This is a genomic window from Escherichia sp. WS547, from assembly GCF_046486065.1.
In the GTDB taxonomy this organism is placed as follows: domain Bacteria; phylum Pseudomonadota; class Gammaproteobacteria; order Enterobacterales; family Enterobacteriaceae; genus Escherichia; species Escherichia coli.
On sequence record NZ_JBJQMA010000002.1, the window covers coordinates 259,843 to 276,506 of the forward strand.

Genomic DNA, 16,664 nt, shown 5'->3' on the forward strand with positions numbered 1-16,664 from the left:
AAAATGGCGCATATTGTAACCCTAAATACCCCATCCAGAGAAGATTGGTTAACGCAACTTGCCGATGTTGTGACCGATCCTGATGAACTTCTGCGTCTTTTGAATATAGACGCGGACGAAAAACTGTTGGCCGGATGCAGCGCCAAAAAGCTGTTTGCCCTGCGTGTGCCCCGCTCATTTATCGATCGCATGGAGAAAGGCAATCCGAACGATCCGCTTTTGCGTCAGGTAATTACCTCGCAAGATGAGTTTGTCGTCGCGCCCGGATTCTCCACCGACCCGCTGGAAGAACAGCACAGCGTAGTGCCAGGTTTGTTGCATAAATACCACAACCGGGCGCTTTTGCTGGTCAAAGGCGGCTGCGCGGTAAATTGCCGCTATTGCTTCCGTCGCCACTTCCCCTATGCCGAAAATCAGGGCAACAAGCGTAACTGGCAGACTGCACTTGAGTATGTTGCTGCGCATCCGGAACTGGACGAGATGATTTTCTCCGGCGGCGATCCGCTGATGGCGAAAGATCACGAGCTGGACTGGTTGCTCACACAACTGGAAGCCATCCCGCATATCAAACGTCTGCGGATTCACAGCCGTCTGCCGATTGTGATCCCGGCACGCATCACAGATGCGCTGGTTGAACGCTTTTCACATTCTACGCTGCAAATCTTGCTGGTGAATCACATCAACCATGCCAATGAGATAGATGAAACATTCCGTCAGGCGATGGCTAAGTTGCGCCGGGTAGGCGTTACTTTGCTCAACCAGAGCGTTCTGTTACGTGGCGTGAACGATAACGCACAAACGCTGGCAAACCTGAGTAATGCGTTGTTCGATGCCGGCGTGATGCCGTATTACCTGCATGTGCTCGATAAAGTACAGGGCGCGGCGCATTTTATGGTGAGTGATGACGAAGCACGGCAGATTATGCGTGAGTTGCTGACACTGGTGTCGGGATATCTGGTGCCTAAACTGGCGCGAGAAATTGGCGGCGAACCCAGCAAAACGCCGCTGGATCTCCAGCTACGCCAGCAGTAACTGATTAAACAGGGAAGTTTAATCTTTGCACGTTGCATAACCTTTAATTATTCATATACATTGCTGTTATTACTTTTTATATAACCAACACCAATAATTAACCTTTCTTTTCTGTTTATATAGAGTGAGCACGGCTATTTATGTTATTTTAACAACTATTACTACCAAGCCCATTTATCTGGCTTATAAATTAAAATTAATTATTGAATTGAGAAATGGTTAGGGAGAACCTACATGGCCATAAGCATCAAGGGTGTTAATACCGGTGTTATTCGCAAGAGTAATAATTTCATTGCACTGGCGCTGAAAATTAAAGAGCCTCGCAATAAAGAATCGTTGTTCTTTCTGTCTGTCATGGAACTGCGCGACCTTCTGATTGCGCTGGAAAGCCGTCTGCATCAAAAGCATAAACTGGATGCTGCTGCACGCCTTCAGTATGAGCAAGCTCGCGATAAAGTCATTAAGAAAATGGCAGAAAATATACCAGAAATTCTGGTTGATGAGCTTAAAAATGCCGATATTAATCGTCGGGTTAACACGCTGGAACTTACCGATAATCAGGGTGAAAATCTTACCTTCGTATTAACGCTACATGACAGTAGCAAATGTGAGTTAGTCATCAATGAATTGCAGATTGAAATGCTGGCGCGAGCAATCATTCATGCAATTAATAATGCGGAAATGCGTGAACTGGCATTACGTATTACTTCACTGTTAGATTTCCTGCCGTTATACGACGTTGACTGCCAGGACAATGGCAATCTGGAATATGACACCTATTCCCAACCGGAATGGAAACATAACTTGTTCAACCATTATCTGGCGGTGCTTTACCGCTTTAAAGATGAAAGTGGCAAAGAACAATTTAGCGGCGCAGTGGTGAAAACGCGTGAAGCAACGCCGGGTAAAGAAGTGGAGGCGATCACTCGCCGAATGCTTGATTTCAGCCCACGACTGAAAAAACTCGCGGGTGTACCATGTCAGGTCTATGTTCGCACCGTAGCGGCAAATAACGCCCAACCGCTAACCCAGGATCAATGCTTACGCGCGCTGCATCACTTACGTGTTCAATCCACCAGCAAAACTGCACCACAGGCGAAATAATCCCATCTGTTTTACTACGAGGCTGGAAGTATCCAGCCTCTGGATCCCATCAGTTCGGGCACTTATATACCTGGCCGATAATCTGGCTATCCGTCGGGACAAAACTGGACAACATCCCCTGCGACGGGCTGCTGATGCCATAAATCACGTTACCGCCCATTGCAGCCGCCTGGTTGCGCAGATCGTTTGCTGCGCCGCGCATAGAACCGCCCTCTTCACCGTGTTGCCCGGAAAGCCAGTTGCTTTGCTTACCTGTCGCAGTACCAATCAGCTGGCACTCTGCGCCTGGCTGCTCGTCCACAATGCGTACACTCTGACCGGCAGCACTCAATTCGTTGCTGGAGCTACAACCCGCCATCAGTAGCGCGGCACCGACAATCCCTGCTAAGTATTTTACGTGCATGTTATTCCCCATAATCAATGAGCTGGACGCCACTCGCGTCGTCCGTGTCTGAATCTTATACTAGAAAGATGACCAAAAGAAAAACCCCCAGACATTTCTGCCCGGGGGTTTGTTTATTTCTGCGAGGTGCAGGGCAATTACATCATGCCGCCCATGCCACCCATGCCGCCCATACCGCCAGCAGCGCCTAAGTCAGCTGCATCGTTTTTCGGCAGGTCGGTAACCATGCACTCGGTGGTGATCATCAGGCCAGCCACAGAAGCCGCGTACTGCAGAGCAGAACGGGTTACTTTGGTTGGATCCAGGATACCCATGTCGATCATGTTGCCGTATTCTTCGGTTGCTGCGTTGTAACCGTAGTTACCGTCGCCGCCTTTAACGGTGTTAGCAACAACAGACGGTTCTTCGCCGCAGTTCAGGACGATCTGACGCAGCGGAGCTTCCATTGCACGCAGTGCAACTTTGATACCCACGTTCTGGTCTTCGTTCTGACCACGCAGGTCAGCCAGTTTAGACGCTACGCGGATCAGCGCAACACCACCACCAGCAACCACGCCTTCTTCTACCGCAGCACGGGTCGCGTGCAGGGCGTCTTCAACGCGTGCTTTTTTCTCTTTCATTTCAACTTCGGTAGCAGCACCTACTTTGATAACTGCAACGCCGCCTGCCAGTTTCGCTACGCGCTCCTGCAGTTTTTCACGGTCGTAGTCAGAAGTTGCTTCTTCAATCTGCTGACGGATCTGAGCAACACGGCCCTGGATTGCAGCTTCTTCACCCACGCCATCGATGATGGTGGTAGTGTCTTTGTTGATCACAACACGTTTAGCCTGACCCAGGTCTTCCAGGGTTGCTTTTTCCAGCTCCATACCGATCTCTTCAGAGATTACGGTACCGCCAGTCAGGGTTGCGATATCCTGCAGCATAGCTTTACGACGATCGCCGAAGCCCGGAGCTTTAACCGCAGCAACTTTCACGATGCCACGCATGGTGTTAACAACCAGAGTTGCCAGCGCTTCGCCTTCTACATCTTCAGCGATGATCAGCAGCGGTTTGCCTGCTTTGGCAACAGCTTCCAGAACCGGCAGCATTTCGCGGATGTTGGAGATTTTCTTGTCAGCCAGCAGGATGAACGGGCTTTCCAGTTCTACTGCGCCAGTTTCCGGCTTGTTGATGAAGTAAGGAGACAGGTAGCCACGGTCGAACTGCATACCTTCAACCACGTCCAGTTCGTCCTGCAGACCGGTACCGTCTTCAACGGTGATAACGCCTTCTTTACCGACTTTGTCCATCGCTTCAGCGATCAGTTTACCTACGGTTTCGTCGGAGTTAGCGGAGATGGTACCAACCTGAGCAATCGCTTTAGAGTCAGAGCACGGTACGGACAGCGCTTTCAGTTCTTCAACTGCAGCGGTAACAGCTTTGTCGATACCACGTTTCAGGTCCATCGGGTTCATGCCCGCAGCAACAGCTTTCAGACCTTCAGTGATGATAGCCTGAGCCAGTACGGTTGCAGTGGTGGTACCGTCGCCTGCAGCGTCGTTCGCTTTAGAGGCAACTTCTTTCACCATCTGCGCACCCATGTTTTCGAACTTATCTTCCAGTTCGATTTCACGAGCAACGGAAACACCATCTTTGGTGATGGTCGGTGCACCGAAAGATTTATCCAGAACTACGTTACGGCCTTTCGGACCGAGGGTAACTTTCACTGCATCTGCCAGTACGTTTACGCCGCGCAGCATTTTCACACGAGCGTCGTTACCGAATTTTACGTCTTTAGCTGCCATTATCTTTATTCCTTAAATTCGTATGTTCAGTGTCGTGCGCGGATTACGCTTCAACAATTGCCAGAATGTCGCTTTCGGACATGATCAACACTTCTTCATTGTCGATCTTCTCAGATTTCACACCGTAGCCATCGTTGAAAATAACGATGTCGCCAACTTTCACATCCAGCGGCTTCACTTCGCCATTTTCAAGGATACGGCCATTGCCGACAGCCAGCACTTCGCCGCGGGTGGATTTAGCCGCTGCAGAGCCGGTCAGAACGATGCCGCCAGCAGATTTAGTTTCAACTTCTTTACGCTTGACGATCACGCGATCATGCAATGGACGAATATTCATTGATAACTCTCCTTTGAGAAAGTCCGTATCTGTTATGGGTGACGCCGGAGCTTACGTGGTTTCCCGGCTGGTGACCAGAGAAATGGGGATGAGGCTTCGCCCCTTCAAGGGGGAAAAAGAAAAAAAATTCTGATCAGCACAAAATCGGGTGAAAACCCTGATTCACCTCACATTTCATCGCAATTTCTTCATCACCGTCATAAGCGAATCTGATTGTGCTACCATCGAAAATCTACGCAGTTGCCCATAATTTGGGCGCAATCGGACATCAACCCATGAGTAGACTCAAACAAGAACTGGGGCTGGCCCAGGGCATTGGCCTGCTATCGACGTCATTATTAGGCACTGGCGTGTTTGCCGTTCCTGCGTTAGCTGCGCTGGTAGCGGGCAATAACAGCCTGTGGGCGTGGCCCGTTTTGATTATCTTAGTGTTCCCGATTGCGATTGTGTTTGCGATTCTGGGTCGCCACTATCCCAGCGCAGGCGGTGTCGCGCACTTCGTCGGTATGGCGTTTGGTTCGCGGCTTGAGCGAGTCACCGGCTGGTTGTTTTTATCGGTCATTCCCGTGGGTTTGCCTGCCGCGCTACAAATTGCCGCCGGGTTCGGCCAGGCAATGTTTGGCTGGCATAGCTGGCAACTGTTGTTGGCAGAACTCGGTACGCTGGCGCTGGTGTGGTATATCGGTACTCGCGGTGCTAGTTCCAGTGCTAATCTACAAACAGTTATTGCCGGACTTATCGTCGCGCTGATTGTCGCTATCTGGTGGGCGGGCGATATCAAACCTGCGAATATCCCCTTCCCTGCACCTGGTAATATCGAACTTACCGGGTTATTTGCTGCGTTATCAGTGATGTTCTGGTGCTTTGTCGGTCTGGAAGCATTTGCCCATCTTGCCTCGGAATTTAAAAATCCAGAGCGTGATTTTCCTCGTGCTTTGATGATTGGTCTGCTGCTGGCAGGATTAGTCTACTGGGGCTGTACGGTAGTCGTCTTACACTTCGACGCCTATGGTGAACAAATGGCGGCAGCAGCATCGCTTCCAAAAATTGTAGTGCAGTTGTTCGGTGTAGGAGCGTTATGGATTGCCTGCGTGATTGGCTATCTGGCCTGCTTTGCCAGCCTCAACATTTATATACAGAGCTTCGCCCGCCTGGTCTGGTCGCAGGCGCAACATAATCCTGACCACTACCTGGCACGCCTCTCTTCTCGTCATATCCCGAATAATGCCCTCAATGCGGTGCTCGGCTGCTGCGTGGTGAGCACGTTGGTGATTCATGCTTTAGAGATCAATCTGGACGCACTTATCATCTATGCCAATGGCATCTTTATTATGATTTATCTGTTATGCATGCTGGCAGGCTGTAAATTATTGCAAGGACGTTATCGACTACTGGCGGTGGTTGGCGGGCTGTTATGCGTTCTGTTACTGGCAATGGTCGGCTGGAAAAGTCTCTATGCGCTGATCATGCTGGCGGGGTTATGGCTGTTTCTGCCAAAACGAAAAACGCCGGAAAATGGCATAACCACATAATCCGGCGTTTCGACATTAATCCTGGCGATCGTCTTTATGATCAAGGCGGTCGCGGTCATCATCCTTTCGCTGGTACTCACCATCAAAAGTATTACCGCCACCGGTCCCGGCGCTAAAACCGCCGCCTGGCATGCGAGAAAAGCGCAAATGTGGCATCAACTTCACTGTCAGATGCTTTTGCACCGGCGGTAATAAAAGCAGAAGACCAAGGAAGTCGGTGAAAAAGCCCGGTAATAAAAGCAGCAAACCGGCAATGATCAGCGAAACACTTTTAATCATCTCCGCCGCTGGGTTTTCACCCGCCGCCATTTTTTGCTGCATCAGCACGAAATTCTTAAAGCCCTGGTTACGTACCAGTGACATACCGATAACTGACGTGAATATAACCAGCACGAGGGTCAGCAATACCCCCAATACATGGGCAACCTGAATAAAGATTGAAATCTCAATATAGACATAAAGGAAAATGGCAATAAAAGGTAACCAGCGCAAAGGTTTCTCCTGTAATAGCAGCCGGTTAACCCCGGCTACCTGAATGGGTTGCGAATCGCGTTCAGCTTATATTGTGGTCATTAGCAAAATTTCAAGATGTTTGCGCAACTATTTTTGGTAGTAATCCCAAAGCGGTGATCTATTTCACAAATTAATAATTAAGGGGTAAAAACCGACACTTAAAGTGATCCAGATTACGGTAGAAATCCTCAAGCAGCATATGATCTCGGGTATTCGGTCGATGCAGGGGATAATCGTCGGTCGAAAAACATTCGAAACCACATATATTCTGTGTGTTTAAAGCAAATCATTGGCAGCTTGAAAAAGAAGGTTCACATGTCAAACAACATTCGTATCGAAGAAGATCTGTTGGGTACCAGGGAAGTTCCAGCTGATGCCTACTATGGTGTTCACACTCTGAGAGCGATTGAAAACTTCTATATCAGCAACAACAAAATCAGTGATATTCCTGAATTTGTTCGCGGTATGGTAATGGTTAAAAAAGCCGCAGCTATGGCAAACAAAGAGCTGCAAACCATTCCTAAAAGTGTAGCGAATGCCATCATTGCCGCATGTGATGAAGTCCTGAACAACGGAAAATGCATGGATCAGTTCCCGGTAGACGTCTACCAGGGCGGCGCAGGTACTTCCGTAAACATGAACACCAACGAAGTGCTGGCCAATATCGGTCTGGAACTGATGGGTCACCAGAAAGGTGAATATCAGTACCTGAACCCGAACGACCATGTTAACAAATGTCAGTCCACTAACGACGCCTACCCGACCGGTTTCCGTATCGCAGTTTACTCTTCCCTGATTAAGCTGGTAGATGCGATTAACCAACTGCGTGAAGGCTTTGAACGTAAAGCTGTCGAATTCCAGGACATCCTGAAAATGGGTCGTACCCAGCTGCAGGACGCAGTACCGATGACCCTCGGTCAGGAATTCCGCGCTTTCAGCATCCTGCTGAAAGAAGAAGTGAAAAATATCCAACGTACCGCTGAACTGCTGCTGGAAGTTAACCTTGGCGCAACAGCAATCGGTACTGGTCTGAACACGCCGAAAGAGTACTCTCCGCTGGCAGTGAAAAAACTGGCTGAAGTCACTGGCTTCCCATGCGTACCGGCTGAAGACCTGATCGAAGCGACCTCTGACTGCGGCGCTTATGTAATGGTTCACGGCGCGCTGAAACGCCTGGCTGTGAAGATGTCCAAAATCTGTAACGACCTGCGCTTGCTCTCTTCTGGTCCACGTGCCGGCCTGAACGAGATCAACCTGCCGGAACTGCAGGCGGGCTCTTCCATCATGCCAGCTAAAGTAAACCCGGTTGTTCCGGAAGTGGTTAACCAGGTATGCTTCAAAGTCATCGGTAACGACACCACTGTTACCATGGCAGCAGAAGCAGGTCAGCTGCAGTTGAACGTTATGGAGCCGGTCATTGGCCAGGCTATGTTCGAATCCGTTCACATTCTGACCAACGCTTGCTACAACCTGCTGGAAAAATGCATTAACGGCATCACTGCTAACAAAGAAGTGTGCGAAGGTTACGTTTACAACTCTATCGGTATCGTTACTTACCTGAACCCGTTCATCGGTCACCACAACGGTGACATCGTGGGTAAAATCTGTGCCGAAACCGGTAAGAGTGTACGTGAAGTCGTTCTGGAACGCGGTCTGTTGACTGAAGCGGAACTTGACGATATTTTCTCCGTACAGAATCTGATGCACCCGGCTTACAAAGCAAAACGCTATACTGATGAAAGCGAACAGTAATCGTACAGGGTAGTACAAATAAAAAAGGCACGTCAGATGACGTGCCTTTTTTCTTGTGAGCAGTAACTTAAAAATAACAATCTAATATCAACTTGTTAAAAAACAAGGAAGGCTAATATGCTAGTTGTAGAACTCATCATAGTTTTGCTGGCGATCTTCTTGGGCGCCAGATTGGGGGGAATAGGTATTGGTTTTGCAGGCGGATTGGGGGTGCTGGTTCTTGCCGCTATTGGCGTTAAACCCGGTAACATCCCGTTCGATGTCATTTCCATTATCATGGCGGTTATCGCCGCTATTTCTGCCATGCAGGTTGCTGGCGGTCTGGACTATCTGGTTCATCAGACAGAAAAGCTGCTGCGCCGTAACCCGAAATACATCACGATCCTCGCACCGATCGTGACCTATTTCCTGACTATCTTTGCTGGTACTGGCAACATCTCTCTGGCGACACTGCCAGTTATCGCTGAAGTTGCGAAGGAACAAGGCGTTAAACCTTGCCGTCCGCTGTCTACTGCAGTGGTATCCGCGCAGATTGCGATCACCGCATCGCCAATCTCAGCGGCAGTGGTTTACATGTCTTCCGTAATGGAAGGTCATGGCATCAGCTACCTCCATCTGCTCTCCGTGGTCATCCCGTCCACCCTGCTGGCGGTTCTGGTGATGTCCTTCCTGGTCACTATGCTGTTCAACTCCAAACTCTCTGACGATCCGATTTATCGCAAGCGTCTGGAAGAAGGCCTGGTTGAACTGCGCGGTGAAAAGCAGATTGAAATCAAATCCGGTGCAAAAACGTCCGTCTGGCTGTTCCTGCTGGGCGTAGTTGGCGTTGTTATCTATGCAATCATCAACAGCCCAAGCATGGGTCTGGTTGAAAAACCGCTGATGAACACCACCAACGCAATCCTGATCATCATGCTCAGCGTTGCAACTCTGACCACCGTTATCTGTAAAGTCGATACCGACAACATCCTCAACTCCAGCACCTTCAAAGCAGGTATGAGCGCCTGTATTTGTATCCTGGGTGTTGCATGGCTGGGCGATACTTTCGTTTCCAACAACATCGACTGGATCAAAGATACCGCTGGTGAAGTGATTCAGGGTCATCCGTGGCTGCTGGCCGTCATCTTCTTCTTTGCTTCTGCTCTGCTGTACTCTCAGGCTGCAACCGCAAAAGCACTGATGCCGATGGCTCTGGCACTGAACGTTTCTCCGCTGACCGCTGTTGCTTCTTTCGCTGCGGTGTCTGGTCTGTTCATTCTGCCGACCTACCCGACGCTGGTTGCTGCGGTACAGATGGATGACACGGGTACTACCCGTATCGGTAAATTCGTCTTCAACCATCCGTTCTTCATCCCGGGTACTCTGGGTGTTGCCCTTGCCGTTTGCTTCGGCTTCGTGCTGGGTAGCTTCATGCTGTAATGACCAATCGCGGGGCTTCAGGCCCCGCTTTCTTTCCCGCCGACTAACATCCTTCCCCCGTCCGTTGTATAGTGACCTCTCTCTTGCGGTTCCATCTGTTCTTGCGAGGTGTTTATGCTTGATGAAAAAAGTTCGAATACCGCGTCTGTCGTGGTGCTATGTACGGCACCGGATGAAGCGACAGCCCAGGATTTAGCCGCCAAAGTGCTGGCGGAAAAACTGGCGGCCTGCGCGACCTTGATCCCCGGCGCTACCTCTCTCTATTACTGGGAAGGTAAGCTGGAGCAAGAATACGAAGTGCAGATGATTTTAAAAACTACCGTATCTCACCAGCAGGCACTGCAGGAATGCCTGAAGTCTCATCATCCATATCAAACCCCGGAACTTCTGGTTTTACCTGTTACACACGGAGACACAGATTACCTCTCATGGCTCAACGCATCTTTACGCTGATCCTGCTACTTTGCAGCACTTCCGTTTTTGCCGGATTATTCGACGCGCCGGGACGTTCACAATTTGTCCCCGCGGATCAAGCCTTTGCTTTTGATTTTCAGCAAAACCAACATGACCTGAATCTGACCTGGCAGATCAAAGACGGTTACTACCTCTACCGTAAACAGATCCGCATTACGCCGGAACACGCGAAAATTGCCGACGTGCAGCTGCCGCAAGGCGTCTGGCATGAAGATGAGTTTTACGGCAAAAGCGAGATTTACCGCGATCGGCTGACGCTTCCCGTCACCATCAACCAGGCGAGTGCGGGAGCGACGTTAACTATCACCTACCAGGGCTGTGCTGATGCCGGTTTCTGTTATCCGCCAGAAACCAAAACCGTTCCGTTAAGCGAAGTGGTCGCCAACAACGCAGCGTCACAGCCTGTGTCTGTTCCGCAGCAAGAGCAGCCCACCGCGCAATTGCCCTTTTCCGCGCTCTGGGCGTTGTTGATCGGTATTGGTATCGCCTTTACGCCATGCGTGCTGCCAATGTACCCACTGATTTCTGGTATCGTGCTGGGCGGTAAACAGCGGCTCTCCACTGCCAGAGCATTGTTGCTGACCTTTATTTATGTGCAGGGGATGGCGCTGACTTACACGGCACTGGGTCTGGTGGTTGCCGCCGCAGGGTTACAGTTCCAGGCGGCGCTACAGCACCCATACGTGCTCATTGGCCTCGCTATCGTCTTTACCTTGCTGGCGATGTCAATGTTTGGCTTGTTTACTCTGCAACTCCCCTCTTCGCTGCAAACACGTCTCACGCTGATGAGCAATCGCCAACAGGGCGGCTCACCTGGCGGTGTGTTTGTTATGGGGGCGATTGCCGGACTGATCTGTTCACCATGCACCACCGCACCGCTTAGCGCGATTCTGCTGTATATCGCCCAAAGCGGGAACATGTGGCTGGGGGGCGGCACGCTTTATCTCTATGCGTTGGGCATGGGCCTGCCGCTGATGCTAATTACCGTCTTTGGTAACCGCTTGCTGCCGAAAAGCGGCCCGTGGATGGAACAAGTCAAAACCGCGTTTGGTTTTGTGATCCTCGCACTGCCGGTCTTCCTGCTGGAGCGAGTGATTGGTGATATATGGGGATTACGCTTGTGGTCGGCGCTTGGTGTCGCATTCTTTGGCTGGGCCTTTATCACCAGCCTACAGGCCAAACGCGGCTGGATGCGCGTGGTGCAAATAATCCTGCTGGCAGCGGCATTGGTTAGCGTGCGCCCACTTCAGGATTGGGCATTTGGTGCGACGCATACCGCGCAAACTCAGACGCATCTCAACTTTACACAAATCAAAACGGTAGATGAGTTAAATCAGGCGCTCGTTGAAGCCAAAGGCAAACCAGTGATGTTAGATCTCTATGCCGACTGGTGCGTCGCCTGTAAAGAGTTTGAGAAATACACCTTCAGCGACCCGCAGGTGCAAAAAGCGTTAGCAGACACGGTATTACTTCAGGCCAACGTCACTGCCAACGACGCACAAGATGTGGCGCTGTTAAAGCATCTTAATGTCCTTGGCCTACCGACAATTCTCTTTTTTGACGGACAAGGCCAGGAGCATCCACAAGCACGCGTCACGGGCTTTATGGATGCTGAAACCTTCAGCGCACATTTGCGCGATCGCCAACCGTGAACGACACTTGCAGTGGGAAAGACGGAGGAAAATAGCGTGCAACGTGAAGATGTACTGGGAGAAGCCCTGAAATTATTAGAATTACAAGGGATTGCCAACACCACGCTGGAGATGGTTGCTGAACGTGTGGATTATCCACTGGACGAGCTACGCCGCTTCTGGCCAGACAAAGAGGCAATCCTCTACGATGCGCTGCGTTATCTTAGCCAACAGATAGATGTCTGGCGTCGTCAGCTGATGCTGGACGAAACGCAAACCGCCGAACAAAAGTTGCTGGCACGTTATCAGGCGTTATCGGAGTGCGTTAAAAACAACCGCTATCCGGGCTGTCTGTTTATCGCTGCCTGTACGTTTTATCCCGATCCTGGCCACCCTATTCATCAACTGGCCGATCAGCAAAAAAGCGCGGCCTACGATTTCACCCACGAACTGTTAACCACACTGGAAGTTGACGATCCGGCGATGGTAGCAAAGCAGATGGAACTGGTGCTGGAAGGCTGTTTAAGCCGAATGCTGGTGAATCGTAGCCAGGCGGATGTCGACACCGCACATCGGCTGGCGGAAGATATCCTGCGCTTCGCCCGCTGCCGCCAGGGTGGTGCTTTGACCTGACAGAAACACAGAAAAGAAGCGATTTGCCGCAATCTTAAGCAGTTGAATCGCTTTTACTGAAATTAGGTTGACGAGATGTGCAGATTACGGTTTAATGCGCCCCGTTGCCCGGATAGCTCAGTCGGTAGAGCAGGGGATTGAAAATCCCCGTGTCCTTGGTTCGATTCCGAGTCCGGGCACCAAATTCATATAAACGGACCTCCACGGAGGTCCGTTTTTCGTTTCAGGACGCCACAATTTAAGCGTTCTGCCTAAAAATCATTTCTACCGAACTCAACCAAATTCTCCCCACAACACCAGCATTTTGCGGGTATATCCCAATTCGGGAAAATTTGTTCCTGAGCTATAGCGCTGACTGACGTGAAATGTCGTGCGACCCCGTGATGCTGTTGAATGTCAAATGACGTCATCAGGAGCGTAACGCATCCATAAAGCACAACACCGGTCTGAACGCCGACTGATGAGATTTTCTGAATGAGAACAAAGAGAAATGTATCAGTCCGCTTGCTCATGCAAAGACTAACAATCCATAAAAATAGTAAGCGCGCCGGGCAATTTCCCATGGATTATTTTCTGAACATTTTTCTTTGGCAAAGATGATGAATTTTGATGATAAGGAATATTACTTCTGGTTCTCAGTAAAATCCTTTCGTAATACTATGTAATCAAGAAGTTTATGGCTGGTAAAAATAACGTCTTGCATTCACCAATAATATGTAAATAAAACCATCTATAGATGGTAAAAATAGGTTGTGGCAATTATCATTGCATCATTCCCTTTTCGAATGAGTTTCTATTATGCAACAACCTGTAGTTCGCGTTGGCGAATGGCTTGTTACTCCGTCCATAAACCAAATTAGCCGCAATGGGCGTCAACTTACCCTTGAGCCGAGATTAATCGATCTTCTGGTTTTCTTTGCTCAACACAGTGGCGAAGTACTTAGCAGGGATGAACTTATCGATAATGTCTGGAAGAGAAGTATTGTCACCAATCACGTTGTGACGCAGAGTATCTCAGAACTACGTAAGTCATTAAAAGATAATGATGAAGATAGTCCTGTCTATATCGCTACTGTACCAAAGCGCGGCTATAAATTAATGGTGCCGGTTATCTGGTACAGCGAAGAAGAGGGAGAGGAAATAATGCTATCTTCGCCTCCCCCTATACCAGAGGCGGTTCCTGACACAGATTCTCCCTCCCACAGTCTTAACATTCAAAACACCGCAACGCCACCTGAACAATCCCCAGTTAAAAGCAAACGATTCACTACCTTTTGGGTATGGTTTTTTTTCCTGTTGTCGTTAGGTATCTGTGTAGCACTGGTAGCGTTTTCAAGTCTTGATACACGTCTTCCGATGAGCAAATCGCGTATTTTGCTCAATCCACGCGATATTGACATTAATATGGTAAATAAAAGTTGTAACAGCTGGAGTTCCCCGTATCAGCTCTCTTACGCGATAGGCGTGGGTGATTTGGTGGCGACATCACTTAACACCTTCTCCACCTTTATGGTGCATGACAAAATCAACTACAACATTGATGAACCGAGCAGTTCCGGTAAAACATTATCTATTGCGTTTGTTAATCAGCGCCAATACCGTGCTCAACAATGCTTTATGTCGGTAAAATTGGTAGACAATGCAGATGGTTCAACCATGCTGGATAAACGTTATGTCATCACTAACGGTAATCAGCTGGCGATTCAAAATGATTTACTGGAGAGTTTATCAAAAGCGTTAAACCAACCGTGGCCACAACGAATGCAGGAGATGCTCCAGCAAATTTTGCCTCATCGTGGTGCGTTATTAACTAATTTTTATCAGGCACATGATTATTTACTGCATGGCGATGATAAATCATTGAACCGTGCCAGTGAATTATTAGGTGAGATTGTTCAATCATCCCCAGAATTTACCTACGCGAGAGCAGAAAAAGCATTAGTTGATATCGTGCGCCATTCTCAACATCCTTTAGATGAAAAACAATTAGCAGCACTGAACACAGAAATAGATAACATTGTTACACTACCGGAATTGAATAACCTGTCCATTATATATCAAATAAAAGCGGTCAGTGCTCTGGTAAAAGGTAAAACAGATGAGTCTTATCAGGCGATAAATACTGGCATTGATCTTGAAATGTCCTGGCTAAATTATGTATTGCTTGGCAAGGTTTATGAAATGAAGGGGATGAACCGGGAAGCAGCTGATGCATATCTCACCGCCTTTAATTTACGCCCAGGGGCAAACACCCTTTACTGGATTGAAAATGGTATATTCCAGACTTCTGTTCCTTATGTTGTACCTTATCTCGACAAATTTCTCGCTTCAGAATAAGTAACTCCCGGGTTGATTTATGCTCGGCAATATTTGTTGTTGAGTTTTTGTATGTTCCTGTTGGTATAATATGTTGCGGCAATTTATTTGCCGCATAATTTTTATTACATAAATTTAACCAGAAAATGTCCCGCAATCCATTGTAAACATTGAATGTTTATCTTTTCATGATATCAACTTGCGATCCTGATGTGTTAATAAAAAACCTCAAGTTCTCACTTACAGAAACTTTTGTGTTATTTCACCTAATCTTTAGGATTAATCCTTTTTTTGTGAGTATTCTTAGCGCCAGTTTGGTCTGGTCAGGAAATAGTTATACATCATGACCCGGACTCCAAATTCAAAAATGAAATTAGGAGAAGAGCATGAGTTCTGCCAAGAAGATCGGGCTATTTGCCTGTACCGGTGTTGTTGCCGGTAATATGATGGGGAGCGGTATTGCATTATTACCTGCGAACCTAGCAAGTATCGGTGGTATTGCTATCTGGGGTTGGATTATCTCTATTATTGGTGCAATGTCGCTGGCGTATGTATATGCCCGACTGGCAACAAAAAACCCGCAACAAGGTGGCCCAATTGCTTATGCCGGAGAAATTTCCCCTGCATTTGGTTTTCAGACAGGTGTTCTTTATTACCATGCTAACTGGATTGGTAACCTGGCGATTGGTATTACCGCTGTATCTTATCTTTCCACCTTCTTCCCAGTATTAAATGATCCTGTTCCGGCGGGTATCGCCTGTATTGCTATCGTCTGGGTATTTACCTTTGTAAATATGCTCGGCGGTACCTGGGTAAGCCGTTTAACCACTATTGGTCTGGTGCTGGTTCTTATTCCTGTGGTAATGACAGCTATTGTTGGCTGGCATTGGTTTGATGCTGCGACTTATGCTGCTAACTGGAATACTGCGGATACCACCGATGGTCATGCGATCATTAAAAGTATTCTGCTCTGCCTGTGGGCCTTCGTGGGTGTTGAATCCGCAGCTGTAAGTACTGGTATGGTTAAAAACCCGAAACGTACCGTTCCGCTGGCAACCATGCTGGGTACTGGTTTAGCAGGTATTGTTTATATCGCTGCGACTCAGGTGCTTTCCGGTATGTATCCGTCTTCTGTAATGGCAGCTTCCGGTGCTCCATTTGCAATCAGTGCTTCAACTATCCTCGGTAACTGGGCTGCGCCGCTGGTTTCTGCATTCACCGCCTTTGCGTGCCTGACTTCTCTGGGCTCCTGGATGATGTTGGTAGGCCAGGCAGGTGTACGTGCCGCTAACGACGGTAACTTCCCGAAAGTTTATGGTGAAGTCGACAGCAACGGTATTCCGAAAAAAGGTCTGCTGCTGGCTGCAGTGAAAATGACTGCCCTGATGATCCTCATCACTCTAATGAACTCTGCCGGTGGTAAAGCATCTGACCTGTTCGGTGAACTGACCGGTATCGCAGTACTGCTGACTATGCTGCCGTACTTCTACTCTTGCGTTGACCTGATTCGTTTTGAAGGCGTTAACATCCGCAACTTTGTCAGCCTGATCTGCTCTGTACTGGGTTGCGTGTTCTGCTTCATCGCGCTGATGGGCGCAAGCTCCTTCGAGCTGGCAGGTACCTTCATCGTCAGCCTGATTATCCTGATGTTCTACGCTCGCAAAATGCACGAGCGCCAGAGCCACTCAATGGATAACCACACAGCGTCTAACGCACATTAATTAAAAGTATTTT

General features: G+C 48.8%; 14 protein-coding genes and 1 tRNA gene. 11 read left to right on the forward strand and 4 right to left on the reverse strand.

What is annotated here, in order from left to right:
• Positions 1 to 3: 3 nt before the first annotated feature.
• The gene (epmB, locus tag ACJHWK_RS03145) at positions 4 to 1,032 is read left to right on the forward strand and encodes an EF-P beta-lysylation protein EpmB (protein WP_001522349.1); all 1,029 of its coding nucleotides are present in this window, start codon (positions 4 to 6) and stop codon (positions 1,030 to 1,032) included.
• Between the two features lie 234 nt (positions 1,033 to 1,266).
• Positions 1,267 to 2,136: a YjeJ family protein gene (locus ACJHWK_RS03150; RefSeq protein WP_001522346.1), complete on the forward strand. Its 870-nt coding sequence runs from the start codon at positions 1,267 to 1,269 to the stop codon at positions 2,134 to 2,136.
• A gap of 49 nt (positions 2,137 to 2,185) precedes the next feature.
• Here ACJHWK_RS03150 and ACJHWK_RS03155 read toward each other — a convergent pair whose 3' ends face one another.
• The 3 genes from ACJHWK_RS03155 to ACJHWK_RS03165 all read right to left on the reverse strand — a co-directional run bounded on the left by ACJHWK_RS03155 (position 2,186) and on the right by ACJHWK_RS03165 (position 4,660).
• A complete protein-coding gene (locus tag ACJHWK_RS03155; RefSeq protein ID WP_000558209.1) occupies positions 2,186 to 2,539 on the reverse strand; it encodes a DUF4156 domain-containing protein in 354 nt (117 codons plus the stop codon).
• Positions 2,540 to 2,676: 137 nt separating this feature from the next.
• Positions 2,677 to 4,323 carry a chaperonin GroEL gene (groL, locus tag ACJHWK_RS03160; protein WP_000729117.1) on the reverse strand — a complete coding sequence of 549 codons (1,647 nt, stop codon included), beginning with the start codon at positions 4,321 to 4,323 and terminating at the stop codon, positions 2,677 to 2,679.
• A gap of 43 nt (positions 4,324 to 4,366) precedes the next feature.
• Entirely contained in the window at positions 4,367 to 4,660 is a 294-nt protein-coding gene (locus ACJHWK_RS03165; RefSeq protein WP_001026276.1) for a co-chaperone GroES, read from the reverse strand.
• A gap of 275 nt (positions 4,661 to 4,935) precedes the next feature.
• On the opposite strand from ACJHWK_RS03165, the gene yjeH reads away from it, so the two are divergent.
• Entirely contained in the window at positions 4,936 to 6,192 is a 1,257-nt protein-coding gene (gene yjeH / locus ACJHWK_RS03170; protein WP_001522339.1) for an L-methionine/branched-chain amino acid transporter, read from the forward strand.
• A 15-nt stretch (positions 6,193 to 6,207) separates the two neighbouring features.
• On the opposite strand, the gene ACJHWK_RS03175 is transcribed toward yjeH, so the two are convergent.
• On the reverse strand, positions 6,208 to 6,684 hold the full coding sequence (locus ACJHWK_RS03175) for an FxsA family protein (protein ID WP_001267445.1): 477 nt from the start codon (positions 6,682 to 6,684) through the stop codon (positions 6,208 to 6,210).
• A gap of 336 nt (positions 6,685 to 7,020) precedes the next feature.
• On the opposite strand from ACJHWK_RS03175, the gene aspA reads away from it, so the two are divergent.
• The 8 genes from aspA to cadB all read left to right on the forward strand — a co-directional run bounded on the left by aspA (position 7,021) and on the right by cadB (position 16,651).
• A complete protein-coding gene (aspA, locus tag ACJHWK_RS03180; RefSeq protein WP_000069437.1) occupies positions 7,021 to 8,457 on the forward strand; it encodes an aspartate ammonia-lyase in 1,437 nt (478 codons plus the stop codon).
• Positions 8,458 to 8,574: 117 nt separating this feature from the next.
• The gene (gene dcuA, locus ACJHWK_RS03185) at positions 8,575 to 9,876 is read left to right on the forward strand and encodes an anaerobic C4-dicarboxylate transporter DcuA (protein ID WP_000961959.1); all 1,302 of its coding nucleotides are present in this window, start codon (positions 8,575 to 8,577) and stop codon (positions 9,874 to 9,876) included.
• Between the two features lie 114 nt (positions 9,877 to 9,990).
• Entirely contained in the window at positions 9,991 to 10,329 is a 339-nt protein-coding gene (cutA, locus tag ACJHWK_RS03190; protein ID WP_170886395.1) for a divalent cation tolerance protein CutA, read from the forward strand.
• Positions 10,305 to 12,002, forward strand: a complete 1,698-nt coding sequence (gene dsbD / locus ACJHWK_RS03195) for a protein-disulfide reductase DsbD (RefSeq protein ID WP_000068919.1) — start codon at positions 10,305 to 10,307, stop codon at positions 12,000 to 12,002. The genes cutA and dsbD overlap by 25 nt, the downstream gene beginning before the upstream one ends.
• 36 nt (positions 12,003 to 12,038) lie before the next feature.
• Positions 12,039 to 12,614 (forward strand): transcriptional regulator, encoded by a 576-nt coding sequence (locus ACJHWK_RS03200; RefSeq protein WP_001188520.1) that lies wholly within the window; start codon positions 12,039 to 12,041, stop codon positions 12,612 to 12,614.
• 106 nt (positions 12,615 to 12,720) lie between these two features.
• Positions 12,721 to 12,796, forward strand: a tRNA-Phe gene (locus ACJHWK_RS03205).
• A gap of 616 nt (positions 12,797 to 13,412) precedes the next feature.
• Positions 13,413 to 14,951 carry a lysine decarboxylation/transport transcriptional activator CadC gene (gene cadC, locus ACJHWK_RS03210; protein ID WP_001187196.1) on the forward strand — a complete coding sequence of 513 codons (1,539 nt, stop codon included), beginning with the start codon at positions 13,413 to 13,415 and terminating at the stop codon, positions 14,949 to 14,951.
• Positions 14,952 to 15,316: 365 nt separating this feature from the next.
• Complete coding sequence (cadB, locus tag ACJHWK_RS03215) at positions 15,317 to 16,651, forward strand: cadaverine/lysine antiporter (RefSeq protein WP_000092909.1); 1,335 nt, start codon at positions 15,317 to 15,319, stop codon at positions 16,649 to 16,651.
• The last annotated feature ends 13 nt before the right edge of the window (positions 16,652 to 16,664 follow it).